At 32.9% G+C, this 25,929-nt stretch carries 24 protein-coding genes; 22 read left to right on the top strand and 2 right to left on the bottom strand.

Features of this window, described 5'->3' with window-relative positions; all coding sequences use genetic code 11:
• Positions 1–38: 38 nt before the first annotated feature.
• Together C4S35_RS06975 and C4S35_RS15490 are read right to left on the bottom strand one after the other, a co-directional pair.
• A complete protein-coding gene (locus C4S35_RS06975) occupies positions 39–2,138 on the bottom strand; it encodes an LTA synthase family protein (protein ID WP_103999492.1) in 2,100 nt (699 codons plus the stop codon).
• A gap of 124 nt (positions 2,139–2,262) precedes the next feature.
• On the bottom strand, positions 2,263–2,505 hold the full coding sequence (locus C4S35_RS15490; RefSeq protein ID WP_146059526.1) for a hypothetical protein: 243 nt from the start codon (positions 2,503–2,505) through the stop codon (positions 2,263–2,265).
• 108 nt (positions 2,506–2,613) lie between these two features.
• On the opposite strand from C4S35_RS15490, the gene C4S35_RS16335 reads away from it, so the two are divergent.
• The 22 genes from C4S35_RS16335 (at position 2,614) to C4S35_RS06860 (ending at position 25,927) form a co-directional block, all read left to right on the top strand.
• Complete coding sequence (locus C4S35_RS16335) at positions 2,614–2,694, top strand: Rieske 2Fe-2S domain-containing protein (protein ID WP_103999573.1); 81 nt, start codon at positions 2,614–2,616, stop codon at positions 2,692–2,694.
• 57 nt (positions 2,695–2,751) lie between these two features.
• Positions 2,752–3,186, top strand: a complete 435-nt coding sequence (locus tag C4S35_RS06960; protein WP_103999490.1) for a thioredoxin family protein — start codon at positions 2,752–2,754, stop codon at positions 3,184–3,186.
• 5 nt (positions 3,187–3,191) lie between these two features.
• Positions 3,192–4,187: an FAD:protein FMN transferase gene (locus C4S35_RS06955; protein ID WP_103999489.1), complete on the top strand. Its 996-nt coding sequence runs from the start codon at positions 3,192–3,194 to the stop codon at positions 4,185–4,187.
• Entirely contained in the window at positions 4,180–4,389 is a 210-nt protein-coding gene (locus tag C4S35_RS06950; protein WP_103999488.1) for a DUF4266 domain-containing protein, read from the top strand. Before C4S35_RS06955 ends, C4S35_RS06950 begins: the two co-directional genes overlap by 8 nt.
• A gap of 6 nt (positions 4,390–4,395) precedes the next feature.
• Positions 4,396–5,841, top strand: a complete 1,446-nt coding sequence (locus C4S35_RS06945; RefSeq protein WP_103999487.1) for a DUF3570 domain-containing protein — start codon at positions 4,396–4,398, stop codon at positions 5,839–5,841.
• Between the two features lie 3 nt (positions 5,842–5,844).
• The gene (locus C4S35_RS06940; RefSeq protein WP_103999572.1) at positions 5,845–6,507 is read left to right on the top strand and encodes a response regulator transcription factor; all 663 of its coding nucleotides are present in this window, start codon (positions 5,845–5,847) and stop codon (positions 6,505–6,507) included.
• Between the two features lie 7 nt (positions 6,508–6,514).
• On the top strand, positions 6,515–7,894 hold the full coding sequence (locus tag C4S35_RS06935; RefSeq protein ID WP_103999486.1) for a sensor histidine kinase: 1,380 nt from the start codon (positions 6,515–6,517) through the stop codon (positions 7,892–7,894).
• 73 nt (positions 7,895–7,967) lie between these two features.
• On the top strand, positions 7,968–12,311 hold the full coding sequence (locus tag C4S35_RS06930) for a CusA/CzcA family heavy metal efflux RND transporter (RefSeq protein WP_103999485.1): 4,344 nt from the start codon (positions 7,968–7,970) through the stop codon (positions 12,309–12,311).
• Positions 12,312–12,320: 9 nt separating this feature from the next.
• The gene (locus tag C4S35_RS06925; protein WP_103999484.1) at positions 12,321–13,439 is read left to right on the top strand and encodes an efflux RND transporter periplasmic adaptor subunit; all 1,119 of its coding nucleotides are present in this window, start codon (positions 12,321–12,323) and stop codon (positions 13,437–13,439) included.
• 11 nt (positions 13,440–13,450) lie between these two features.
• Complete coding sequence (locus tag C4S35_RS06920; protein WP_103999483.1) at positions 13,451–14,569, top strand: VIT1/CCC1 transporter family protein; 1,119 nt, start codon at positions 13,451–13,453, stop codon at positions 14,567–14,569.
• A gap of 69 nt (positions 14,570–14,638) precedes the next feature.
• Positions 14,639–15,148 (top strand): DUF2231 domain-containing protein, encoded by a 510-nt coding sequence (locus C4S35_RS06915; RefSeq protein WP_103999482.1) that lies wholly within the window; start codon positions 14,639–14,641, stop codon positions 15,146–15,148.
• Between the two features lie 277 nt (positions 15,149–15,425).
• Positions 15,426–16,283, top strand: coding sequence for an ATP phosphoribosyltransferase (gene hisG / locus C4S35_RS06910; RefSeq protein ID WP_103999481.1), 858 nt, complete (start codon positions 15,426–15,428; stop codon positions 16,281–16,283).
• Between the two features lie 74 nt (positions 16,284–16,357).
• Entirely contained in the window at positions 16,358–17,650 is a 1,293-nt protein-coding gene (gene hisD / locus C4S35_RS06905) for a histidinol dehydrogenase (RefSeq protein ID WP_103999480.1), read from the top strand.
• The gene (hisC, locus tag C4S35_RS06900; protein WP_103999479.1) at positions 17,640–18,689 is read left to right on the top strand and encodes a histidinol-phosphate transaminase; all 1,050 of its coding nucleotides are present in this window, start codon (positions 17,640–17,642) and stop codon (positions 18,687–18,689) included. The genes hisD and hisC overlap by 11 nt, the downstream gene beginning before the upstream one ends.
• A 24-nt stretch (positions 18,690–18,713) precedes the next feature.
• Positions 18,714–19,850 carry a bifunctional histidinol-phosphatase/imidazoleglycerol-phosphate dehydratase HisB gene (gene hisB, locus C4S35_RS06895; protein ID WP_103999478.1) on the top strand — a complete coding sequence of 379 codons (1,137 nt, stop codon included), beginning with the start codon at positions 18,714–18,716 and terminating at the stop codon, positions 19,848–19,850.
• A 77-nt stretch (positions 19,851–19,927) separates the two neighbouring features.
• On the top strand, positions 19,928–20,515 hold the full coding sequence (hisH, locus tag C4S35_RS06890) for an imidazole glycerol phosphate synthase subunit HisH (RefSeq protein ID WP_103999477.1): 588 nt from the start codon (positions 19,928–19,930) through the stop codon (positions 20,513–20,515).
• A 100-nt stretch (positions 20,516–20,615) separates the two neighbouring features.
• The gene (gene hisA, locus C4S35_RS06885; protein WP_103999476.1) at positions 20,616–21,341 is read left to right on the top strand and encodes a 1-(5-phosphoribosyl)-5-[(5-phosphoribosylamino)methylideneamino]imidazole-4-carboxamide isomerase; all 726 of its coding nucleotides are present in this window, start codon (positions 20,616–20,618) and stop codon (positions 21,339–21,341) included.
• Positions 21,342–21,361: 20 nt separating this feature from the next.
• Complete coding sequence (locus C4S35_RS06880) at positions 21,362–21,667, top strand: NIPSNAP family protein (protein WP_103999475.1); 306 nt, start codon at positions 21,362–21,364, stop codon at positions 21,665–21,667.
• Between the two features lie 24 nt (positions 21,668–21,691).
• Complete coding sequence (hisF, locus tag C4S35_RS06875) at positions 21,692–22,447, top strand: imidazole glycerol phosphate synthase subunit HisF (protein ID WP_103999474.1); 756 nt, start codon at positions 21,692–21,694, stop codon at positions 22,445–22,447.
• An 82-nt stretch (positions 22,448–22,529) separates the two neighbouring features.
• Positions 22,530–23,129 (top strand): bifunctional phosphoribosyl-AMP cyclohydrolase/phosphoribosyl-ATP diphosphatase HisIE, encoded by a 600-nt coding sequence (hisIE, locus tag C4S35_RS06870; RefSeq protein WP_103999473.1) that lies wholly within the window; start codon positions 22,530–22,532, stop codon positions 23,127–23,129.
• 130 nt (positions 23,130–23,259) lie between these two features.
• Positions 23,260–24,399 carry an alpha/beta hydrolase-fold protein gene (locus tag C4S35_RS06865; protein ID WP_103999472.1) on the top strand — a complete coding sequence of 380 codons (1,140 nt, stop codon included), beginning with the start codon at positions 23,260–23,262 and terminating at the stop codon, positions 24,397–24,399.
• A 94-nt stretch (positions 24,400–24,493) separates the two neighbouring features.
• Positions 24,494–25,927 carry a leucyl aminopeptidase family protein gene (locus C4S35_RS06860; RefSeq protein WP_103999471.1) on the top strand — a complete coding sequence of 478 codons (1,434 nt, stop codon included), beginning with the start codon at positions 24,494–24,496 and terminating at the stop codon, positions 25,925–25,927.
• Positions 25,928–25,929 lie beyond the last annotated feature (2 nt).

Raw genomic sequence — 25,929 nt, 5'->3', positions numbered from 1 at the left:
ATAAAAACGGGTGAGACTAATATCTCACCCATTTTTATTTAGTTTACATTCTGATATTTCTTTTTCTTTAGCATATCCGAAGCCGTTTGATAATACGAAATAGTTTGTTTTACTAAATCGGTTCTTTCCTTTACCAATGGAATTTGGTCGTAATAGATTTGAAAATCTGGCGCTGTTTTTTGCTCTTTTTTCAAAGTCAATTTAAATTGTTTTACTTGTTGTTTAGGTGAAATAACAGTTAAAACATTATCTTTTATCAACCCCAAATCCTGATAGGTAGCTATTAAAGCTCTGGGTTTATAGTCTGGTTTTAAAACGTCCTGACCATAGAATTTACTTTGGTAATTAAAATTTAATAATCCAAATAATGTAGGCATAACATCTATCTGAGACATCAAATTCGTGTACTGTTTTGGTTGAATATAACCCGGGCTGTAAATCATTGCCGGAATTCTGTATTTATCAACCGGAAGTTCAGTTTTTCCCGCGCTGGACGCACAATGATCTGCGAGAATGACAAAAACAGTATTTGCAAACCAAGGTTGTTTACTCGCCATTTCGAAGAATTTCTTCATGGCAAAATCTGTATATTTCACGCCACCATCACGAGATTTTGCATCTCCAGGAATATCAATTTTATTATTTGGATAGGTAAACGGTCTGTGATTACTAACCGTCATAATATGGTTAAAGAAAGGCTTATTTTGCTTTGCTTCATCATTCATCACCTTAATTGCTTTGTTGTACATATCCTCATCACAAACGCCCCATACATTCGCAAAAGTGATTTCTTCAGGAGTAAATGTTTTTTTATCTACAATTCCATAACCGTTTCCAGTATAGAAATCTTCCATGTTATCAAAAAAAGCATCACCGCCGTAAAGGAATTTTACATTATAGCCTTTTTGTTTGAAGATGTTTCCTGTTGAAAATTTGTTCTTATTATCTTCTCTTTTTACGACACTTTCACCAGCAGTTGGAGGAAAACACAAAGTTACTGCTTCAAGACCTCGAACAGTACGATTCCCTACTGCATAAAGGTTGGTAAACAATAAGCTTTTTGTTGCCAAACTATCCAAGAACGGAGTAAGATTTTGCTCATTTCCGTATGTTTTCATAAAATCAGCGCTGTAACTTTCGATGGTGATTAATACAACATTCTTGTGATTCTCTGTAGCTTCACTTTGAATTTTGTGCAGAGAATTTTCTCCTGAAATTCCAGGAATTTGCTCTCGCAACAAGGCATAAGCTTCTTTTTCAGGTAATGTTTTATAGAATTTGAAATAGTCTAATTCACTATTTTTAAAGGCTAAAAAGAATTTATATATTCCGTTTGCTTCTAATTCATTGGCAAAAATATTTTGAGAATTTTCCTGAGCCGCTAAAATTGGTATTACGGATAAAGAAAGTCCAAAAAGGAGAAGATATATTCCAGACAATTGTATTTTTTGTACAAAAGTAGGGATGCTGTCAATATAACTTCTGGATCTTCTAACAATTAGGTAAGTTATTAAACCCGCCACAATAAACAATGCACCAAATATTGGAATAACAGGGTAGGACTGCATAATATTTCCGATAACTTCATTGGTATAAACTAAATAATTTACGGCTATAAAATTGTATTTTACACCAAATTCATTCCAGAAAAAGTATTCGCTGATTCCATTTTGCAAAATTAAAACGACGTACAAGAAAATGACAAAGGAAAACAACCAGAATCGAATTTGACTTCGGTATTTTGGTAAAAAGAGCAATAATCCAAATAAAATTGTTTTTATGGCAATGAAAGCAATTCCAATAGTAGGTAAAGCGCCTCCATATTCATTAAGAATGGTGTTACCAAAGGAAACATATAACAACAATGCAACTAATAGTCCGAAAAATAGGTAACCGTAAGGTTTAAAGTATTTTGAATTCGAAATAAAAATCAGGTACAACCATAAAAACCCGCTGACCAATACAAAAATGAAAAAATCAGAAATCAATCCAAAACCGAATATTTTGACAATATCGATAAAGCCAAATGAACTTTGGGTAATGGGATGCAGTAGTAATACTATTCTTAAAACGATGCTTACAATAATATAAAAAAGCATAAGATTGTAAAATGGAGAGAACTTTTTTGAAATCGTCATTAGGAGTTGTTTTTTTACAAAAATAGTAATTTGAAACAATAAAAGCATTAAGGATTAGATGTATTCCATTCTTAATTTTGGCTTAAGAACGTTTAGTTTTAACAATTTTCGTTTATATTTAGAGTTAATTTGCAGAGAAGAATAGTATTAATAAAAAAATAATTAATAGGAATAGAAAAGAATTTTTTTCAATAGCAGGGTTTGGAGTCGCGGCCGCATTACTGCCTGCTCGCATGGCAGGATTAGCTTTAAGTTGTTCTAGTGACAATTCCTTATCAGCAACAACAACTCCGCCTCCAACTGGAGTAGATTTTGCACTTGATGTAAGTACGGGTTCATTAGCAATAAATGGGAGTTTTTTAGTCACAAAAGGTATTGTAGTAACAAGAACTAATTCAGGAACTTTTATTGCTGTATCTTCATCCTGTACACATGAAGGGATACTGTAAATTACAACGCTTTAGGAAATAATTTTATTTGTCCAAATCATAATGCACAATTCGGCAGTACGGGAGCGGTTACACAAGGCCCGGCAAACACTAATTTAAAACAATAGAATACTTCTTTGACAGGAAATTCTCTTAAAATATATTCATAATAAACGATTATAAAAATGAAAAAAATAATGTTATCTATGTTACTTTTTATAGTAACCATTGGTTATTCGCAAGAATGGAAAACTAATTTTGAGGTTGCAAAAACGGAAGCAACTAATCAGAATAAAAATATTTTACTTGTTTTTTCAGGTTCAGATTGGTGCGGGCCATGTATTAAGTTAGACAGAGATATTTGGAAATCGGCTTATTTTATGGAATTTGCAAAAAATAATTTAATATTAGAACGTGCTGATTTTCCAAAGAAAAAACAAAATCAATTGACTCCGGAAATAAAAGAACTAAACCAAAGTTTGGCAGAAAAATATAACAAGGATGGAATGTTTCCATTAGTTGTTGTTGTAGACAAAAATGGAAAAGTACTGGGCAAAACGGGTTATAAAAATGTTTCTCCACAAGAATATGTTAACATTCTTAAATCATTTTTAAAATAAAATCAATGAGATTAAATATTTTTATCGCCATTTCTTTTCTCTTTACAGCCACTTTAGCATCTGCTCAGGTCACACAAAAAAGGACTTTATCTATGTTAGGTAGCCCTTTTGAGATGACCGTTGTGGCAAAAGATATTCCAGAAGCCGACTATTATATCGATATGGCTGTAGCCGAAGTATCTCGTATTGAAAACCTAATTTCAGATTGGATTCCAACAACTCCAATTTCACAGGTAAATAAATATGCAGGAATGAAACCCGTTAAAGTTCCACAGGAAGTTTTCGATTTAGTGTCACGCTCGATAAAAATATCGGAACTTACTTCTGGTGCTTTTGATATCAGCTATGCTTCTATGGATAAGATTTGGAAATTTGACGGAAGTATGACTAAAATGCCAACGCCAGAAGAGATAAAGAATTCGGTATCAAAAGTGGGATACAAAAAGATAATCTTAGACCACAAGAATAGTACTATATTTTTGAAATTCGAAGGCATGAAATTGGGCTTAGGTGGAATTGGACAAGGATTCATTGCAGATAAAATTAAATTTTTGCTTACTTCCAAAGGTGTTGTGGCAGGAATAGTAAATATTTCAGGAGACATTAATACTTGGGGAAAACAAACCAATGGCGAAAAATGGAAAGTTGGAATTAAAAATCCATTAAATAAAAATAAAATTTTTGCTACATTTCCTTTAGATGATAGTGCGGTTGAAACTTCGGGGAGTTATGAGAAATATGTAACTTTTAATGGGATAAGATATTCACACATAATTGATACGAGAACAGGTTATCCGGCAACAGGAGTTATCAGTGTATCTGTATTTGCAAAAACTACAGAATTAGCAGATGCTTTAGCAACAGGTATTTTTGTAATGGGTGTTGATGTTGGGTTAGATTTAGTCAATCAATTACCTGGTGTAGGTTGTATTTATGTGAATGATAGCGGAAAAATATTTTCGTCAAAAAATATTGATTTAAAAAAATATAAAAATGAATAAAATAATGCTTTTTCTTGTTTTAATCCTTGTGATGCAATCTTGTGTTGCCGTTAAAGAATACGATAAGCAATACATTAATGATCCAGATATGAAATTAAGTGCAAAAACTGCAGAACGATATGAAACTACATTTCAAGTCTATCGAGAAGCTGCGGCAGGTGCAAATGGAGGAAAAACTGGAGGTGGATGTGGCTGTAATTAATAAGTTATGAGAAAAATAGTATACGTAATTGTTTTGTTGATAAACGTGGTGGCAATTGCTCAAACTCAAGATACTACAACAACTTTTAAAAAGCGAGTTTTAGAAAATACAGAAATTGATTTTTTATTCAGTTATTATAAACAAGACGGAGTGCATTCTCCTGTTGCAGGTGGAATAGGTTCTGAAAAACTAACTGATATTGCCTCAAATATTGTTGTAGCCGTTCCATTAAACGAAGATGATGTTTTGACTTTTGATGTTGGAATTTCCGCTTACACTTCGGCATCGTCAAGTAATATCAACCCGTTTAATGCAACAGGCGCCTCTGGAGGGGGTGGGAAAGATGACAAACAATGGAATAATAAAGCTACTGCAGCTACAAATCCTTACGGAACGCCTTGGCAAGCTTCATCAGGAGCTTCCGGAAATGATCAATTAGCCTCCGTTGTGGCTAATTACAGTCACAGTTCAGATGATAGAAATACAATATGGAATGGAGATGTTTCGTTTTCGAATGAATATGATTATACTTCAGCAGGCTTTGGAGGAGGATTAACAAAATTATTCAATCAAAAAAATACAGAGATTGGTTTAAAAGTAAATGCTTACTTAGATCAATGGAGACCAATTTATCCAACAGAATTGCATGAATATTCATTATACGGCAGTAATTTCCAAAATCAAGGTTATTTTTCCGGAGTAACTGTTTTAGATCAAAATGGGAATGTATCAAACGGTTATTTGCCTACTGCTTTTACAACTTATAATACCAAAAACAGGAATTCATATTCGGCTTCCTTATCCTTCTCACAAATACTTTCAAAAAGGATTCAAATGTCAGTATTTGTGGATGTTCTAAAACAAGAGGGATTACTGGCTACGCCATACCAAAGAGTTTATTTTGCAGATAAATCAAATTATTATATTGGACAAGCGCAGTATATTCCTGTTTACGAAACGACAGAAAATAAAGGAGTTTATAGACTTGCTGATGATATTGAACGATTACCAAATACTAGATTTAAAGTTCCGATCGGTACAAGAATTAATTTTTATATAAATGAATATGTAGTTGCCAAGACGTATTATAGATATTATGAAGATAATTGGGGTATTCAAGCGCATACCGCTTCTATTGAATTACCGATAAAATTAGGTCAAAAGTTCACAGTTTACCCAATGTTTAGGTATTATGTACAAACAGCTTCCGATTATTTTGCCCCTTTTGAAAAACATGTCTCTACTGAAAAATATTACACTTCAGATTATGACTTATCAGCATTTAATGCCCGTCAATATGGCTTTGGTGTAAGCTATTTAGATATTTTATTAGGTTCTAAAATTTGGAAATTTGGATTAAAAAACATAGATTTCAGGTATAATCATTACGCTAGAAATGATGGTATGACCGCCAATATTGTATCTTTAGGAATTAAATTTATAACGCAATAAATGATGCATATATTAATTGTAGAAGATGAAGTTGGCATTGTTCAATTCCTGAAACAAGGATTGGAAGAGGAAGGTTATAAAATTACCTGCGCAACGGATGGTTTGAAAGGATTTGAATTAATTCAAAAAGAAAAATTTGATCTTATATTATTAGATTGGATGCTTCCAAAAATGACCGGACTAGAACTTTGTAAAGCAGTGCGATTGAAAGATAACAATTCACCAATTATTTTTCTAACAGCAAAAGATACCATTCAGGAAACAATAGAAGGACTGAAAGCTGGTGCCAATGACTATATAAAAAAACCGTTCAGTTTTGACGAATTGACTGAACGAATTAAAATTCATTTTAGAAATCAAAAAGAACAAGAAATTTTACACCTTGGGACGATTGAAATTAATATTTCCCAACATCGTGTTTGGGCAAATGGTATTGAAGTGCCCTTGACTCATCGGGAATACGAATTATTGTGCTATTTGGTAAAAAATAAAGGTAAAGTTTGTACCAGAACTCAAATTATTGAGGATGTTTGGGATATTCATTTTGACTATGACACCGGGGTAATAGATGTTTTTATGAATGCCATTCGGAAAAAATTGAATTTAAAAATAGAAGAAGACTATATTAAAACCGTCCGCGGAGTAGGCTATATCGCTAATGACTAAATAAAAAATGCAACAACTTTCTTTTAAAAACAGAATCGCTTCTAATTATATTATCACCACAGCTTTATTGATTTTTGTGGTTTTTTTTGTGATTTATTCCATTGTAAAACTTAGTGTTTTTGGACATATAAATTATGACATAAGAAACGAATCTCAAAAGCATTTATCAGAAATTGAAATCGAAGGGAATAGTTTTCATTTAATTCACGAGGAGGAATGGAAAGAGAGAGAACACAATACCATAGATGTAAATCCTGTTTTTGTTCAATTTGTCGACGGGATTGGAAATGCAGTTGAAAAATCTCCAAACCTAAAAAACCGTACCTTAAAATTTCATTCGGAAATTATTAAAAATGAATTATTCGATACAAAGTTGGTCAATACAACCATTCGACAAATTCAAGTTCCAATATATAAAGACAGCAAAATTATAGGTTATGTCATCGTGGCAATGTCATTAGATGATGCCATGATGGTCTTGAACAACTTATTTGAAGTGCTGATTATTGCTTTCCCACTAATCCTAATTGCTCTTTTTCTAATTGCCCGTTTTATAGCCGGAAGAAGCATAAAACCTATAAGCTCAATTATTCAAACCTCTAATATTATTACAAAGGATAATTTAAAATCCAGAATTCCGTTGCCAATCAATCGCGATGAATTATATATTTTGTCCCAAACAATCAATAATTTATTGGATAGAATTGAAACTGCGGTTGAAAGAGAAAAACAATTCACTTCGGATGCCTCACATGAATTAAGAACCCCTTTGACGGTTATTAAAGGAACGTTGGAAGTTTTAATACGAAAGCCTCGAAATCATGAGGAATATGAAGAGAAAATAAATTTTTGTGTCACTGAAGTCAATCTTTTGAATCATCTAGTAGACCAATTACTTTTACTTGCAAGATTCGAAAATCAAAATCAATCGTTGAAAATAGAGAAAGTACATTTGAATGCATTAATTCTGGACTCAATTTCTCGTTATTCCAATGCAATTCAATCTAAAAACATACATGTTTGTACTGAATTTTCAAAAGAGTATTATGTGAATAGTGATAGTTATTTATTATCAATTATAATTAATAATTTAGTCGCAAATGCGTTGAAGTATTCCAATGAAAAAGCAACTTTGACTATAATCATAACGGATACGGACAATAAACTGGAATGTCACATTATCGATTCTGGAATGGGTATAGCTGCCGAAGATCTATCTAAAATATTCAATCAATTCTATCGTTCTAAATCTAATGAACATCCTGAAATTAAAGGAACAGGCTTAGGTTTATCAATTGTCAGAAGATTAGGTACTTTACTCAATATTGACATTGCTATTTCCAGTGCAGAGCATATTGGAACTAAAGTGATATTAAGGTTTCATTAAGGAGACCTTAAGCAGTTCTTAAGATGACTATTACTACTAAAATCTTATCTTTGTATTATAAAATAAGATCAAAATGTTGGAGAAAATCATTGCTTTTAGTTTAAAAAATAAACTTATTATTTTACTCTTTACTATAGGAGTTTTTTTATTCGGATTATTTTCTGTTTTCCAAATTTCCATAGGTGCCGTTCCCGATGTTACCAATAATCAAGTTCAGGTAATTACTACTTCTCGTAACCTTTCTACACAAGACATTGAACAATTCATTACGTATCCAGTTGAAATTGAAATGGCTAATTTACCTGGAGTTAAAGAAATTAGGTCTATTTCAAAATTTGGATTGTCAGTTGTCACCATAGTTTTTGAAGACGATTTAGGGACTTATCTTCCCAGACAATTAATCGCAGAGAAAATAAAAGCGGCAACTGAAAAGATCCCAGAAGGTTTTGGAATACCGGAAATGGGACCAATTACGACAGGATTGGGAGAAATCTATCAATATACATTGGAAGTAAAACCTGAATTCAAAAATCGATACTCTGTTACTGATTTAAGAACACTTCAGGATTGGGTGGTGAAACGACAATTGTCAGGAATTAAAGGCGTTGTAGAGATAAATACCTGGGGTGGTTATCTAAAACAATACGAAATTGCCATATTGCCTTCCAGCTTAAAAGCAATGAATATTACTACAGGTGATATTTTTACTGCATTAGAAAAAAATAACAGTATCGCTGGTGGTGCTTATATCGAAAAAATAAATCAAAGCTATTTTATTCGCGCTGAAGGTAAGGTAAAATCCATTCAGGATATTGAAAATATCGTCGTTAAGAATGTAAATGGTTTACCTATTTATGTCAAAAATCTAGCACAAGTTCGTTACGGAAATGCCAATCGTTTTGGAGCAATCACGGGAAATGGAGAAGGTGAAAAAGTTTTGGGGCAAGTCATGATGCTAAAAGGAGGTAACTCAAAACAAGTTATTTCAGATGTAAAAGACCGTGTTGCAGAAATTCAAAAACATTTGCCACAAGGTGTTTATATTAACGGTTTCTTGGAAAGAGGCGAGTTAGTAGGGAAAACTACTTTTACGGTTGCCGAAAATCTTATTTTAGGATGTCTAATTGTGATTTTTGTAGTGGTTTTATTGTTAGGAAACTGGCGTTCCGGTTTGGTTGTGGCTTCTGTAATTCCATTGTGTTTACTTTTTGCAATTTCATTGATGAATATTTTTGGGATAGATGCTAATTTGATGAGCTTGGGTGCAATTGATTTTGGAATTATTATAGACGGAGCCGTAATTATTGTTGAATTTATTGCGTTTCAAATTGCTAGTAAATCGGCAAATCTCGGAAATTTGTCCAAAGAAGAGCGTCAGCTGGAAATTGACCAAATCACGTATAAAAGTGCTTCCAAAATGATGAATTCGGCTATTTTTGGTCAATTGATTATTCTGATTGTTTTTATTCCAATTCTTTCTTTATCAGGAATCGAAGGTAAAATGTTCAAGCCCATGGCGATGACGTTCAGTTTTGCTTTGGTTGGCGCCATGATATTTTGTTTTACGTATGTTCCTGTAGTTTCTTCGTTGTTTTTAAAACCAATAATAGAAAATCCGAATTCCTTTTCAAACCGATTAATCCAAAAATTAAACTCCTTTTATGTGCCAATAATTACTTGGGCTTTGGCCAATACCAAAAAAGTAATGTATGGTGCAATTGGGTTATTATTTCTGGCAATCGCTTTATTTACAACAATGGGTGGGGAATTTGTACCAACTCTTGACGAAGGTGATTTTGTGATTCAGCCCGTTCTTAAAATAGGAACTTCATTGACAAAAACCATTGCAACAACGACAAAAATCGAAAAAATAATTCTGAAAAACTTTCCCGAAGTACAACAAGTAGTCAGCAGAATTGGTGCTGCGGAAGTCCCAACAGATCCAATGTCTATGGAAGAAAGTGATGTTATTGTGAAGTTAAAACCAAAATCAGAATGGGTTTCAGCTTCCAGCAAAGACGAATTGGCAGACAAGATTAAAAATGCTATTGAAAAACAAATTCCAAATATGGATATTGAGTTTACGCAACCCATAGAAATGCGTTTCAACGAATTAATTTCAGGAACACGCTCAGATGTTGCAATTAAAATATTTGGAGAGGATTTAAATGTCTTGGCTCAAAAGGCACATGAAATTAAAGTTGCTATTAAAAATGTCGAAGGAGCATCTGATATAATTGTCGAAAAGACAGAAGGACTACCTCAGATGGCTGTAGTTTATGATCGTTCCAAAATTGCTCGTTATGGTTTGAATATTGCCGATTTGAATGAAACAATTGCGCTTGGTTTCGCAGGGAAGATAGTTGGAAATGTCTTCGAAGGAGAAAAGCGTTTTGATATGGTTATTCGTTTGGACAAAACAAAACGTACTGATATTGAAGACTTAAGGAATCTATATGTTGCAACCGGAAACGGAGAACAAATTCCGTTGAGCGAATTAGCATCAATTGAATACACAGAAGGTCCTGCCAAAATTTCCAGAGACAATACCAATCGTAGAATTGTTGTGGGTATCAATGTTCGAAATCGGGATTTACAAAGTGTAGTGGCAGATATTCAAAAAATTGTTGACACAAAAATCAAACTTCCTGTGGGTTACTCTGTAAAATATGGTGGACAATTCGAAAATCTTCAAAGTGCAAAAGCCCGATTGATGATTGCAGTTCCTATTGCCTTGTTGTTGATTTTTATTCTTTTGTATTTTGCTTTTGGAACCATCAAAGAAGCATTAATGGTTTATACTGCCATACCGCTTTCAGCTGTGGGAGGCATACTGTTCTTATGGATTAGAGATTTACCTTTTAGCATCTCGGCAGGGGTTGGTTTCATTGCACTATTTGGAATTGCGGTACTGAATGGAATTGTACTCGTCGAGCATTTTAAAGAATTAAAGCACAACGGAGAAATAAAAGATATGGATGAACTGATTCTAAAAGGAACAACCGATAGATTGCGTCCGGTATTATTGACCGCTTCCGCAGCAGCATTAGGTTTTTTACCAATGGCTATTTCTTCATCAGCAGGAGCAGAGGTGCAACGTCCATTAGCAACTGTAGTTATTGGCGGTTTGTTTACGGCAACTATTTTAACCATGGTCGTTTTACCAATTTTGTATAAAGTTTTTGACGGAAAAGAATTTAAGAAACCTAAATTCAAATATAAAAAATCAACTTATATGATGCTGTTTTTGTTAGCTTCATCAATGGCTTTTGCTCAAAATTCAAATACTAATGAACCAGAATTGGAAAGTTTAATCACTAAAGCAATCGAAAATAACAAAGGTTTGAAATCAGCCCAATTGCAGGTGACCAAAATGAAAGAGAACATAAAAACAGCTTACACATTTGACAAAATCAACATTTATTACAGTTATGACCAGAATAATTTAGCTTTAAACAATGAACCTTTAAAAGTCTTTGGAGTACAACAAAGATTTGCTTTTCCAACGGTTTATGGAGCACAAAAAAAGCTATATTCAGCTGAATATGATAAAGAAAAAGCCAATTTTGATATTCAAAAAAACAAACTGGCTTTTGGAGTTTCAAATCTCTATTATCACATTGTTTATTTACAAAACCAAGCTGTTTTATACCATTATTTAGATAGTTTGTACCAAAATTTTTCTAAAGCTAGTGATAGGCGTTTTGAATTGGGAGAAACAAATTATCTGGAGAAAATTACAGCTCAGTCTAAATTTAGAAAAATTAGAACGACGCTCATTCAAATTGAGAATGATAAAAAAGCGCAGTATGAATTATTGCAATTTTTGGTGCAAACAGAAGAAAAAATTGAAATAAAAAATAAAATAATAACACCAATTAATAATTTAACTAACGGAATAAGTAAATCGTACTATACTGCTTATTTAGAAAGTGTTACTAAAAATTATAAAAATCAAATTAATTTACAAAAACAACACTGGCTGCCTGATATAAACGTGGACTATTTTCAAGGAAAAAATAACGGTTTGTCTCAATCGCTGCGTGGCTTTCAAATTGGCTTGGCTGTACCAATATTATTTTCCGGGAATGTTTCTAAAACGAAAGTTGCCCAGTTAGAATTACAAAGTTGGGAACAACAAAAGCAAAATGAAGAGCTAAAAATCGATCAGTATACAGCTCAAAAAAATAATGAATTAGCTAAATACCAAGAAGCCATTAATTATTACAATCAATATGGTAAAAAATTATCTGATGAAATTATAAAAGTTGGAAATAATAGCTACAAACAGGGTGAAATTGATTTTTTCCAATACATTCAGAGTTTAGAAAATGCTATTACGATTCAGGTAGATTATTTGGACACTATTTTACAATTCAACAAGACACAATTAGAATTAGAATATCTTAATTTTTAATATTTACAAATGAAAAAATCAATTTATATTGTCGCTTTATCCTTTATTTTATTCTCTTGCAAAGAAACCAAAACGGAAGAGCTAACACCCAAGGACGACGGTTTTGTAACAGCAACAAAAGAACAATTTCAATCCTCAGGAATGGAAATTGCCAGTCCTACGGAACACGACTTTGATATAACAGTTAAAGCTTCGGGAAAGATTGATGTTCCACCACAAAACAGAGCAAAAGTAACTACTTTTATTGGAGGTTATGTAAAATCAACTAAACTTTTAGTTGGCGACAAAGTAACTAAAGGGCAAGCTTTATTGACATTAGAAAACACGGAATTTTTGGATATTCAAAAAGATTATTTGGAAGTGGCAGAGCAAATCAAATATTTAAAATCAGAATATGAACGTCAAAAAACATTGTATGATGAGAAAATTACCTCACAAAAAAACTACTTAAAAGCAGAAAGCGAGTACCGACGTGCTAAAGCGATGCATCAGAGTTTAAAGGCTAAATTAGTACTGCTAAACATTAACCCATCTCAGGTGGAGAAAGGTAAATTAACTTCAATCATAACTATTTTCTCCCCAATTTCAGGAGATATTGTGATTATGAATGCCAATGTGGGAATGCTTATGAGCCCATCGGATGTTATTTTGGAGATTGTTGATACAGACCATTTGCATTTAGAATTAGCCGTTTTTGAAAAAGATATTTTGAAAGTTAAGATAGGACAAAAAATTAAATTTCAAGTACCTGAAGCATCAAAAGAAGAATTTAATGCCGAAGTACATTTGGTTGGAAAATCAATTGAAGGAAATGATCGAACTATTAATATTCATGCACATTTAGAAGATGCCATTAAACAAAAATTACTAACGGGAATGTTTGTCGAAGCTGAAATTATAATAGATTCTAAAAAAGCTTTAGCACTACCAATCGAAGCAATTATAACTGAAAACAACAAAAATTTCGTACTTTTATTGAAAACTGACAGCAACAATAAATATTCTTTTAAAAAGACAGCTATTTCGATAGGAAAAAAATCTGGAGAATTTGTTGAAATTTTAACTAACAACACTATTAATTCATCTTCAAAAATATTGACAAAAGGAGTTTTTGATTTAGTCAATTAAAATTAATAAATATGGATTTAAACAAACTAAAAGATCAATTACAAACGGAAGTAGATACTGCTTTTTTGTATGATAGTATTGCAGCAATTCAATCAGATGACAATCTTACGAGAGTTTTACGAGGATTATCGGAAATAGAAAAAGGGCATGCTAAACACATGCTGGATAAAGTATTAACGTTCGAGCCAAATTACAAAATGCCTTTGCCTTCAGGAAGAGCAAAATTTCAACTGAAACTAGGTAAATTTTTTGGTTACACTTCTATTATTAGCAGCCTTTCAAACATAGAAAAACAATTTGCAGTTAATGCAATAAAAAACAAAATTCAAAGCGGAGAAAAGCCAACAGGTTTTGAACACAATCACCTCAATATTATTGAAGCCGTAAACAATAATGCCGCACTAAATGTATCTGGTGGTTTTTTATCTAAATTCGAAAGTAGGCATAAATCAGTTGGCGGTAATGCTTTGCGAGCAGCAGTTTTAGGTTCTAATGATGGATTGGTGTCAAACATGAGTTTGGTCATGGGAGTTGCCGGTGCTGCAGTTTCTAATAATACGATATTGTTAACCGGGATTGCAGGACTTATGGCGGGAGCAATATCAATGGCTTTGGGCGAATGGCTTTCGGTGCAAAGTTCCAGAGAATTAAATCAACGCCAAATAGACTTAGAAACAGAAGAACTGGAAGCATCACCAGAAGAAGAAAAAAAGGAGCTTATATTGTTGTACCAAGCTAAAGGAATGAATATTGAAGAAGCTAAAAAATTAGCTGAAAAGGCATTTGAAAGTCATCAAACAGCCATAGATGCAATCATTACGGAGGAATTAGGTATCGATAAAAAAGAATTAGGAGGCTCGGCCTGGGAAGCAGCTATAGCTTCTTTTGTGTTATTTTCAATTGGAGCGATTATTCCCTTATATCCTTTTATGTTTTTAGATGGGAAAAATGCAATTCTATTGAGTGTAGGAAGCAGTGTAGTAGGGCTTTTTGGAATAGGTGCTGCAATAACCTTATTAACAGGAAAAAGTATTATGTTCTCCGGACTTAGACAAGTATCTTTCGGGTTGGCTGCAGCTGCAGTAACGTACGGAATTGGTTCTTTAATAGGTGTTTCATTAGCAGGATAAAACGAATAATTATGTTTCGAATAAAATCGATATATTGTACTAAATTTTAAACATTAAACAAATTATATTATGAATGATGCTCACTTACACATGGTCGTTAACCATTTTCCTATTATCGGAACCATTTTAGGACTTGGAATTTTAATAGTTGGAATTATTTTAAAGAATAATTCGGTAAAAAATACCGCTTATGCTTTGTTTATTGTTGCTGCACTTTTTGCACTTGCAAGTATAGCTACAGGAGATGGAGCAGAAGAGTTGGTTGAAGATATGCCAAATATTGGGAAAAGAATAATTCATGAACATGAAGAAATAGCCGAAAAACTGGCAATTGTATTGTATTTACTTGGAGCCATTTCAATTTTAGGAATAGTTTTAAATTTAAAAAATAATTCTAAAGCTAAATTTATTTCTTTTGTAGCGGTTATTGTGGCAATTGTAGGTACCTATTTAACAATTTTAGCTGGAACTTCTGGTGGTGAAATTCGTCATACAGAAATAAGAGATGATGCCATTACGACCAAAGTAATTCCTAATAGTTCACCGACAAATGAAATAAACGAGGGTGATGGTAAGTAATTTTAACAATTTTACGTTTTTAAGTTAAATTAAAAATTGCTTTTTAAATAATTTATCTCTTATCTTTGCATAAGAATTAAAATAAACACAAATACAAAAATGTTTACAAATCAATTGCATCATCATCATTTTCATTATTGCTTTCAAGCGATGTGTTAATGGTATGTGTGTAAATCAACATATTCTAAAAACCCGTTTGAGTACATCAAACGGGTTTTTTATTACCCAATATTTGTACTCAATCAAAATATTTTAATCAAAAAACAAAAAAGACAAAATGAGTACATTAAAAATTGCAATTCAAAAATCAGGACGTTTAAACGAGGACAGCATTCAAATTCTTAAGGATGCAGGTATTTCAATCGATAATGGAATCGACCAGTTAAAAGCTGAAGCATCAAATTTCCCTTTAGAGGTTTTATATTTAAGAAATTCTGATATTCCTCAATATCTAATAGATGGAGTTGTAGATATTGCTATTGTTGGCGATAATTTATTAATTGAAAAAGGAAACAATATTGAAGTAATTCAAAAATTAGGTTTTTCAAAATGTAAAGTATCCGTTGCTGTACCCAAAGCATTCAATTACAAATCGGTTCAAGATTTAGATGGTATGCGTATTGCAACATCATATCCTAAAACAGTACTTGATTTTTTTAATTCTAAAGGCGTAAAAGTAGATATTCACCAGATATCAGGTTCGGTAGAAATAGCTCCAAACATTGGCTTAGCCGATGCTATTGTTGATATTGTTTCCAGCGGTAGTACTTTGTTTAAAAATAATCTAAAAGAGGTTGAAGTTATTTTTAAAAGTGAAGCAGTTTTAGCCGTTTCTCCAAAAGTAAGTCCTGAATCTCAAAAAATAATTGATATATTAAAATTCAGAATTGAATCTGTTTTAAGAGCAAGAAAATCGAAATACATTTTGATGAATGTTCCAAATGACAAAATTGATGCTGTTGGAAAAATTCTTCCTGTCTTAAGAAGTTTGACCGTTTTGCCTCTCGCACAAAAAGGATGGAGCAGCGTACACTCTGTAATAGACAAAGATACTTTCTGGGATGTGATTGATCAGTTGAAAGAAGCTGGAGCCGAAGGAATTTTGGTTTGCCCAATTGAGAAAATGGTGTTATAAGAGTTTTATATTATAAGATTTAAAAGTGAAATCTTTCAATTTTTAAATCATTTAATCTTTGAATAAAATTAAAAATGAATAAAATATACAATCCAAAACCCGAAAGCTGGGCTTCCATTTTAGAAAGACCTACAAAAACTGTTGATGATATTGAAGCGACAGTAAAAGAAATTTTCAAGGAAGTGCAAAAAAAAGGTGATGTTGCTGTTGCAAAATATACATCGCTTTTTGACGGTGTATCAATCGAAAAATTAGAAGTTTCTAAAGCTGAAATTGATGCGGCTATCGCGTCTATTTCTTCCGAACTAAAAGAGGCTATTCAATTAGCGAAAGCAAATATAAAAAAATTCCATTTCGCTCAAAAAACCGAAAGAGTAGAAGTAGAGACTATTGAAGGAGTAAATTGTTGGCAGGAAAAAAGACCAATCCAAAAAATTGGTTTATACATTCCCGGTGGAACTGCGCCTTTATTTTCCACAGTATTAATGCTTGCAGTTCCTGCAGCAATTGCAGGCTGTAACGAAATTGTTTTGTGTTCTCCTCCAGATAAAAACGGAAATATAAACCCTGCCATTTTATATGCTGCAAATTTATGTGGCGTAACAAAAATTTTGAAAGTAGGAGGAATTCAGGCTATTGCAGGTATGACTTTTGGAACGAAAACGATTCCTAAAGTGTATAAGATATTTGGACCTGGAAATCAATTTGTGACCGTGGCTAAACAATTGGCAACGCAATTTGGCGTAGCAATCGATATGCCGGCCGGTCCATCAGAATTATTGATTGTGGCGGATGATACTGCTGTTCCTGCTTTTGTAGCTTCGGATTTATTGTCTCAAGCAGAACATGGAGCGGATAGCCAAGTCATTTTGGTTTCAACATCAAAAAAAATAATTGATGCTGTAGAAATAGAAATCCAAATTCAAATGGATTTTCTTCCAAGAAAAAATATTGCGAAAAAAGCCATTGCTAATTCTAAATTAATTTTTGTAGAAAACGATACAATTGCCTTAGAATTAATCAATGAATACGGACCAGAACATTTTATCATTTGTTCCGAATTTGATGATTTTTACAGCAATGGCGTTCAAAATGCGGGCTCTGTATTTATAGGAAATTATACACCTGAAAGTGCTGGAGATTATGCTTCAGGAACTAATCATACGTTACCAACCAACGGTTATGCGAAGAATTATAGTGGTGTGAATCTGGATAGTTTTACTAAAACAATGACTTTCCAAAAAATATCCCAAAAAGGAATACAAAACATCGGTAAAGCTATCGAAATTATGGCAGAAGCAGAAGGTTTACAAGCACACAAAAATGCAGTTTCATTGAGATTAAAAGCGATTGAAGATGGAAAATAATTTTGATATAAATAATTTAGTCAGAGAAAACGTAAAGCAATTGAAACCTTATTCTTCGGCACGCGATGAATTTGAAGATTTTGATACTGCAGATATGATTTTTCTGGATGCTAATGAAAATCCTTTTGAAAATGGTGTAAATCGCTATCCGGATCCACAACAAATGAGTGTAAAAGCAATTTTGGCAAAACAAAAAAATCTCAAAACGAATCAAATTTTATTGGGAAACGGAAGCGATGAAGTATTAGATCTATTATTCAGAGCTTTTTGTGAACCAAAGAAAGACAATGTAATCACATTGCCACCAACATATGGAATGTATAGTGTTTTGGCCAATATCAATGCAGTAGAAAATAAAGAAATTTTGCTTTCAGAGGATTTTCAACCACAAATTGAAAAAATTATGGAAGCTGTTGATTCAACTACTAAAATCATCTTTTTATGTTCTCCAAATAACCCAACCGGGAATTCATTTTCGGATGAAAGTGTGGCGTATCTTTTGCAAAATTTTAAAGGTTTGGTTGTGATTGATGAAGCGTATATTGACTTTTCAAAAAAGGAAAGTTGGATTAATGAATTAGACGAATATCCAAATTTAGTCATTACGCAAACGCTATCAAAAGCGTACGGTTTGGCAGGAATCAGATTGGGTATTTGTTATGCATCCGCAGAAGTAATTTCGGTTTTAAATAAAATAAAACCACCGTATAATGTAAACGAATTGACTCAAAAAAGAGCTTTAGAAAGATTGGGGGATACAGATAAAATAAAATCTGAAATTGAATCTATAATAACACAAAGAGAAGAGTTACTTAAAGTATTACTTAATGTTAAATTTGTAGATAAAATTTATTCGACAGAAGCCAATTTTATTTTGGTAAAAGTAGATGATGCCAATAAAAGATACGCTAAATTGATTGCTAAAGGAATCGTAATTAGAAACAGAACAACCCAACCGTTATGCGATAATTGTTTGCGTCTTACTGTTGGAACAGAACAAGAAAACATGAAATTAATTGAGGTGTTAAAACAACTTTAAACCTTAAACCTTAAACTTTTTTTAATGAAAAAAATACTTTTTATAGATCGTGACGGAACAATGGTTTTGGAACCAAATGATTACCAATTAGACAGTTTTGAAAAATTAGAATTTTATCCCAATGCTTTTCAATATCTTGGAAAAATAGCTAAAGAATTGGATTTCGAATTGGTAATGGTGACCAATCAGGATGGTTTGGGAACTGACTCTCATCCAGAAATTAACTTTTGGCCCGTTCATAATTTAATCATGAAAGCGTTTGAAAATGAAGGAGTGATTTTCAAAGAAGTATTAATTGACAAAACGTTTCCGCACCAAAATGCACCAACTCGCAAACCAGCAATAGGTTTACTGACAAAATATATTAATAGTCCGGAGTATGATTTAGCAAATTCATTCGTAATAGGCGATAGAATAACTGACGTTGAATTGGCAAAAAACCTAGGCTCAAAAGCTATTTTCATCAACACGGACGAAGCTTTGGGAGGCGACGAAATTGCATCAAAAAGAGAGGAATTGGATTCCGTTATTGCTTTACAAACTACAGATTGGAAAGTAATTTATGAGTTTTTGAAATTAGAAGAACGTTCTGCTTCTATTGAAAGAAAAACAAACGAAACCGATATTTATATCAAGTTGAACCTTGATGGAACCGGAAAAAGTAAAATTGAAACAGGAATTGCATTTTTTGACCATATGTTGGACCAAATTGCGCGTCATGGACAAATGGACTTGGAAATCCTTGTAAAAGGTGATTTAGAAGTAGATGAACACCACACGATTGAAGATACAGCAATTGCGCTTGGTGAAGTTTTTGCAAAAGCATTGGGAAATAAATTAGGAATAGAACGTTACGGTTTTTGTTTACCAATGGATGATTGTTTGGCACAAGTTGCGATTGATTTTGGAGGCAGAAACTGGTTGGTTTGGGAAACCGAATTCAAACGCGAAATGGTTGGAAAAATGCCAACAGAGATGTTCTATCATTTCTTCAAATCTTTCTCGGACGGTGCGAAAGCCAATATTAACATCAAAGCCGAAGGAACTAACGAACATCACAAGATTGAAGCCATTTTTAAAGCTTTTGCAAAAGCAATAAAAGTAGCCGTAAAACGCGATACGGAGAAGATGATTTTGCCAAGCACGAAGGGAATGCTCTAAAAAATTATGAATTATAAATTATGAATTATTAGGTGTTAAATCCTTAATGAAACTTAATTTCTTAATGGTTAAAAAGAATGAAAATAGTAATCATAAATTACGGCGCAGGAAACATTCAAAGCATTATGTTTGCTATCGAAAGATTAGGATTCAAAGCGGTTTTGAGCAATAATCCTGACGAAATAAAGGCCGCCGATAAAGTTATTTTTCCCGGCGTTGGGGAGGCAAGTTCCGCAATGAAAATGCTTTTAGAAAGTGGTTTGGAGACTTTGATTCCAAACTTGAAACAACCTGTTTTAGGAATTTGTTTGGGTATGCAATTGATGTGCAACAAATCCGAGGAAGGAAATACAAAAGGTTTGGGGATTTTTGATGTTGATGTGATCAAATTTACGCCAAAATTAAAAGTACCACAAATGGGATGGAACCAAATTTATAATCTAAAATCGCCTTTATTCGAAGGAATTAATGAAAACGAATACATGTATTTAGTACATAGTTTTTATGCGCCAAATTGTCCAGAAGCGATTGCTACAACAGATTATGATGTAGAATATGCCTCAGCTTTGCAGAAGCATAATTTTTATGGAACACAATTTCACCCCGAAAAAAGTGGCGATGTTGGAGAACAAATTTTAGCTAATTTCTTAAAATTAAAGGATTGAAAAATTCAAAGATTGAAAAATTAAAGAATCAAATATTTTCTTTAATCAACATTCCCAATCTTTAAATAATTCAATTTTTAAATCTTTAAATTAAAAATAAATGAGAATAATACCCGCAATAGATATCATAGACGGAAAATGTGTTCGCTTGTCAAAAGGCGATTACAATACTAAAATTATATACAATGAAAATCCGCTTGAAGTAGCGAAATCATTTGAAGCACATGGAATTGAGTATTTGCATTTAGTTGATTTGGACGGTGCAAAGTCAAGCCAAATTGTTAACTATAAAATACTGGAGCAAATAGCTACACAAACCAAATTGAAAATTGATTTTGGTGGTGGATTAAAATCGGATTCGGATTTAAAAATTGCTTTTGAAAGTGGAGCGAATCAAATTACCGGCGGAAGTATTGCCGTTAAAAATAGAAATCTATTCGAAAAATGGATTGCAGAATATGGTGCTGATAAAATTATTTTGGGGGCAGATGCTAATAATGAAAAAGTAGCCATTTCGGGTTGGTTAGAAGATTCTAATGAAGACTTGATTCCTTTCATACAAGATTACCAAGGCAAAGGAATTCAGTATGTAATTTGTACGGATATTGCCAAAGACGGTATGCTTGAAGGACCTTCTTTTGAATTATACGCTAAAATTTTGGCGGAAGCCAGCAGCATAAAATTGATTGCTTCAGGAGGAATTTCTACTTTTGATGAATTACCAAAGCTAGCTGAATTGGGTTGTGAAGGAACAATAATTGGTAAGGCCATTTATGAAGGACGAATTTCGTTGAAACAATTGGAACAGTTTATAATTAGTAAATAGTCAACTACAAAGCTTAAATTATGATAACTTGCTACGTAAAATATATTATTGACCCTTTTCAATTGGATGTTTTTGAAGATTATGGTAAAAGATGGATTAAATTAGTTAACCGTTTTGGAGGACAGCATCATGGTTATTTTTTGCCGTCTGAAGGTGCTAATAACATAGCGTTTGCAATGTTTTCATTTACTAGTTTATCCGAATATGAAAATTACAGAAGACTAATTTTAGAAGATCAAGAGTGTATAGAAGCGTTCAAAATTGCAGAAGATTCAAGATGTATATTAAGTTATGAACGAACTTTTTTGCGCCCAGTATTTGAATAATAAGACTTTTAACAACAAACAGAAATGCTTACAAAAAGAATTATACCCTGCCTTGATATAAAAAACGGAAGAACTGTAAAAGGTGTTAATTTTGTGGACTTGCGTGACGCAGGAGATCCGGTGGAATTAGCCAAAATATATTCGGATCAAGGCGCGGATGAATTGGTCTTTCTAGATATTTCAGCAACCGAAGAAAGAAGAAAAACCTTAGTTGATTTAGTTCGAAAAGTTGCTTCGACGATTAATATACCATTTACTGTCGGCGGTGGAATTTCATCCGTTGAAGATGTCGAAATTTTATTGCAAAACGGAGCGGACAAAGTTTCCATTAATTCATCGGCTGTGAAAAACCCACAGTTGATTAATGATTTGGCACAAAAATTTGGTAGTCAATGTGTCGTTGTTGCGATTGATGCCAAACAAATTGACGGTCAATGGATTGTTCATTTAGTAGGAGGAAAAGTACCTACAGAATTGAATTTATTTGATTGGGCCAAAGAAGTGGAGCAAAGAGGCGCAGGCGAAATCTTATTCACGTCAATGGATAATGACGGGACTAAAAACGGATTTGCCAATGAAGCTTTGGCAACACTCTCGGACTTAGTTAATATTCCCGTTATTGCTTCTGGAGGTGCTGGAAATATACAGCATTTTGTAGATACTTTTCTAGAAGGAAAAGCTGACGCAGCATTAGCAGCAAGTGTATTTCACTTTAAAGAAATTGAAATCAAAACATTAAAAACAGCGCTTAAAAATAAGAATATCGAAGTTAGGATATAGAAACAGATAATAGATTAAAGGAAAAGAAAATCGGATTAGATAATCTTAGAATCTTTAATTTTTCAATCTTTAAATTAAAAACATGAATATAGATTTCTCAAAAAATACAGACGGACTGATTCCTGCCATAATTCAGGACAGCGAAACTAAAAAAGTTTTAATGCTTGGTTTTATGAATGCCGAGGCGTATCAAAAAACGGTTGACACTAAAAAAGTAACTTTTTATAGTCGTACGAAACAAAGGCTTTGGACAAAAGGTGAGGAAAGTGGTAATTTTCTAAATCTGATTGACATCAAAAATGACTGTGATAATGATACTTTATTGATTCAGGTAAAACCAGAAGGACCAACATGTCATAAAGGTACAGCTACGTGCTGGGCTGACGAAAACAAAGCTGATTATGGTTTTATTTCGAATTTAGAAGATACAATCCAACTTCGAAGAGAAAATGCGGATTCTGAAAAGAGCTATGTTGCTTCCTTATTTAAATTAGGGATGAACAAAATTGCCCAAAAAGTAGGTGAGGAAGCGATTGAAGTGGTTATTGAAGCCAAAGATGACAATGATGATTTATTTTTGGGTGAAAGTGCTGATTTACTTTTTCATTACCTTATATTATTGCAAGCCAAAGGATTTAAACTAAATGATGTTGTGGAAGTCTTAAAAAGTCGAAAAAAGTAAAATTCATCAAATAATTTTTACTACTACAAACCCAATAGGAAATTCATTTGCTATTGGGTTTTCTTTTTTCTTTTATTTCAAATTGCAATCCATTATATTTACTATTTATTTTTAAAATATAAGCAGCATAATGCAAGTGATCAATTCAGACAATACCACCTTTACCCAAGAATTAAATAATCCAATATTAAATACTGGTTTGTATATAATCCTTACGACCGATGAAGATGATTCTCGACCTGTTTATATTTCAGGAAATTTTAATCAATGGCGCACTCAGGACAACGAATTCATAATGGAGAAAATTGGTATTGGTTTGCATCATTATAAATTTTTACATGATTTTGATTATCCTGCCGAGCTTTTGTATAAATTTACTAAAGGAGATTGGAGTGAAGTAGAAATTGACAGCCATGGAAATCGTACCGAAAACCGTTCAACACACAATCACACTGGTATTCAAAAAGAACATGTAGCGAGATGGAGAAAAAACTGGTTGCCGTTTAAGCAATCTTTTTTACCGCAAGTTCAGTTAATTTCAGATGAATTTATAATTCCACAACTCAATAAAACCAGAAAAATTTGGGCCTTGTTACCCCATGATTACGACAGTTCAAGTGAAAGTTATCCGGTTATGTATTTGCAGGATGCACAAAATTTATTTAATGAAGCAGCTGAATTTGGGAATTGGGAAATTGACAAAAAATTGGCAGTTATGTCAGAATATAAAATTGGAAAAATTATAATTATTGCTATAGAACATGCCGAAGAAGATCGAATAAAGGAATACAATGTTGGCAAAACAGTTTTAGGGAAAGGACAAGGCAAAAAATACATTCGTTTTGTAACAGATACTTTAAAACAGTATGTGGACAGTAATTTTAGAACTAAAAAAGAACGAGAATTTACTGGAATAGGAGGAAGTTCCATGGGGGGATTGATTAGTATTTTTAGTGGATTGAGAAACCCTGAAGTTTATGGAAAATTAATGATATTCTCGCCATCACTTTGGGTAGTTCCAGAATTAAAAATCAATGCTAAAAAAGCCAATTCAGCCGATACAAAAATCTATTTGTATGCTGGTGGAGATGAAAGTGCAACAATGATTAAGCATGTGAAAAAGTTTCAGGAAGATTTAATTTCAAGTGAATTTGTAAATGACAAATCAAAAATTAATTTAAGCATTAATAGACGAGGGAAACATAGCGAAACCTATTGGAGTGATGAATTTCCTAAAGCAATAGAATGGTTATTTTTTAATATAAAATAAACGTAGGGACGCAATTTGTAGCGTTTAAAATAAATAAAGCATAATGCTTTTATATTGAATTCAATCAATAAGCGAAAAAAAATTAAAAGAACAAATGAAAACAAATACGGTAGTAAACTTAGATAATTTTTCAGGAACAATTTTAATTCCGGCTTTTGAAACATACTCAAAAAGTATTGTTCCTATTACTTTTAATGGATTAGAAATTACTTCTAAAGTTTTTTTTGGTAAAAAAGACACCCATTATTTAGCCGAAAAGGATAACAATGCTTATATTTTTATTGGTTTAGGAAAAGTCATTGACTATAAATCATTAAAAACTATTTTTCGTCGAATTTCATCAAAACAAAAGGATAATTTCAGTTCGAATATTGCTTTAGTTATACCGGAACAAATCAATCAGGATCAGGTTGAAGCCATGGTTTCAGGTTTGCTTTTAGGAACCTATGATTTAGGTCATTTTAAATCAGATAAAGAGGAACATCCTATTTTAGATCCTGATTTTACTTTAAATCTGGTTTCTGAAAAAGATTATTTGGCTACTGCCAAAAAAGGAATTAAAATTGCTAAGGCACAATTGGCAACTTATAATTTAGTCGATTTACCACCCAATACAATTAATCCAAAATACTTGTCGAATTGGGCTAAAGAGACTGGAGAGAAATATGGGTTTCACGTAGAAGTTCTAGGTTATGAAGCTTCGAAAATTGCAGGTCTTGGCGCCTTTTTAGCGGTAGGAAAAGGAAGTGAAAATGAACCTCAATTTATCATTATGAATTACACGCCAAGAGCCGAAGTGAAACACATAAAACATGTTGGATTGGTGGGGAAAGGAATAACCTTTGATACCGGTGGAGTAAATATAAAAACCGCAGGAATGGTTCACATGAAATGTGATATGGCTGGGGGTGGCGCAGTACTAGGAGCCATGCAACTTATAGCAGATTTGCAATTGCCAGTTAAAGTAACTGCTATTGTTCCTTGTGCTGAAAATTCCGTAGATGCCAAATCATTTTTACCTAGCGATGTGATTCACAGTTATAGCGGACATTCTATAGAAATAATTGATACTGATGCTGAAGGCCGACTCGTTTTAGCCGATGGATTATCGTATTTAATTAAAAATTTCAAACCGGAATATATTGTTGACATCGCCACACTTACAGGAAGTAGTATTGGTACTTTTGGTTATGAATGTGGTGCTTTGTTTACCAATAATGAGGAAATATCAAAGAAATTGCAAGAAAGCGGAGACGAAATTGGTGAGCGTTTATGGCCTTTACCACTTTGGGATGTTTATAAATCAGACATTGAAAGCGATATTGCCGATGTCAAAAATTACAGCGGAAAACCGGTTGCCGGAGCAATAAGCGCAGCTAAATTTTTAGAATATTTTACCCAAGAGCATAAAGCTTGGGCACATCTTGACGTTGCAGGAGTGGCATTTGGCGATGATGAATTTGCTAAAAGTAAGCATGCTACAGCATATGGAGTTCATTTATTAACTAAATTCATAGAAAATTTGTAACG

It is taken from the genome of Flavobacterium urumqiense (assembly GCF_900108015.1).
In the GTDB taxonomy this organism is placed as follows: domain Bacteria; phylum Bacteroidota; class Bacteroidia; order Flavobacteriales; family Flavobacteriaceae; genus Flavobacterium; species Flavobacterium urumqiense.
This window is presented reverse-complemented; position numbering and strand designations above follow the sequence as displayed.

Bases quoted from the DNA above. Each gene is read 5' to 3' on its own strand.
- C4S35_RS06935 (WP_103999486.1), top strand. From the start codon at position 6,515: ATGCAACAACTTTCTTTTAAAAACAGAATCGCTTCTAATTATATTATC.
- hisC (WP_103999479.1), top strand. From the start codon at position 17,640: ATGGAAAATAATTTTGATATAAATAATTTAGTCAGAGAAAACGTAAAG.
- C4S35_RS06945 (WP_103999487.1), top strand. From the start codon at position 4,396: ATGAGAAAAATAGTATACGTAATTGTTTTGTTGATAAACGTGGTGGCA.
- C4S35_RS06950 (WP_103999488.1), top strand. From the start codon at position 4,180: ATGAATAAAATAATGCTTTTTCTTGTTTTAATCCTTGTGATGCAATCT.
- C4S35_RS06955 (WP_103999489.1), top strand. From the start codon at position 3,192: ATGAGATTAAATATTTTTATCGCCATTTCTTTTCTCTTTACAGCCACT.
- C4S35_RS06860 (WP_103999471.1), top strand. From the start codon at position 24,494: ATGAAAACAAATACGGTAGTAAACTTAGATAATTTTTCAGGAACAATT.
- hisIE (WP_103999473.1), top strand. From the start codon at position 22,530: ATGAATATAGATTTCTCAAAAAATACAGACGGACTGATTCCTGCCATA.
- C4S35_RS06880 (WP_103999475.1), top strand. From the start codon at position 21,362: ATGATAACTTGCTACGTAAAATATATTATTGACCCTTTTCAATTGGAT.
- hisA (WP_103999476.1), top strand. From the start codon at position 20,616: ATGAGAATAATACCCGCAATAGATATCATAGACGGAAAATGTGTTCGC.
- C4S35_RS06915 (WP_103999482.1), top strand. From the start codon at position 14,639: ATGAATGATGCTCACTTACACATGGTCGTTAACCATTTTCCTATTATC.
- hisD (WP_103999480.1), top strand. From the start codon at position 16,358: ATGAATAAAATATACAATCCAAAACCCGAAAGCTGGGCTTCCATTTTA.
- hisF (WP_103999474.1), top strand. From the start codon at position 21,692: ATGCTTACAAAAAGAATTATACCCTGCCTTGATATAAAAAACGGAAGA.
- C4S35_RS06930 (WP_103999485.1), top strand. From the start codon at position 7,968: ATGTTGGAGAAAATCATTGCTTTTAGTTTAAAAAATAAACTTATTATT.
- C4S35_RS06940 (WP_103999572.1), top strand. From the start codon at position 5,845: ATGCATATATTAATTGTAGAAGATGAAGTTGGCATTGTTCAATTCCTG.
- hisB (WP_103999478.1), top strand. From the start codon at position 18,714: ATGAAAAAAATACTTTTTATAGATCGTGACGGAACAATGGTTTTGGAA.
- C4S35_RS06975 (WP_103999492.1), bottom strand. From the start codon at position 2,138: ATGACGATTTCAAAAAAGTTCTCTCCATTTTACAATCTTATGCTTTTT.
- C4S35_RS06960 (WP_103999490.1), top strand. From the start codon at position 2,752: ATGAAAAAAATAATGTTATCTATGTTACTTTTTATAGTAACCATTGGT.
- C4S35_RS06920 (WP_103999483.1), top strand. From the start codon at position 13,451: ATGGATTTAAACAAACTAAAAGATCAATTACAAACGGAAGTAGATACT.
- hisH (WP_103999477.1), top strand. From the start codon at position 19,928: ATGAAAATAGTAATCATAAATTACGGCGCAGGAAACATTCAAAGCATT.
- C4S35_RS06865 (WP_103999472.1), top strand. From the start codon at position 23,260: ATGCAAGTGATCAATTCAGACAATACCACCTTTACCCAAGAATTAAAT.
- hisG (WP_103999481.1), top strand. From the start codon at position 15,426: ATGAGTACATTAAAAATTGCAATTCAAAAATCAGGACGTTTAAACGAG.
- C4S35_RS06925 (WP_103999484.1), top strand. From the start codon at position 12,321: ATGAAAAAATCAATTTATATTGTCGCTTTATCCTTTATTTTATTCTCT.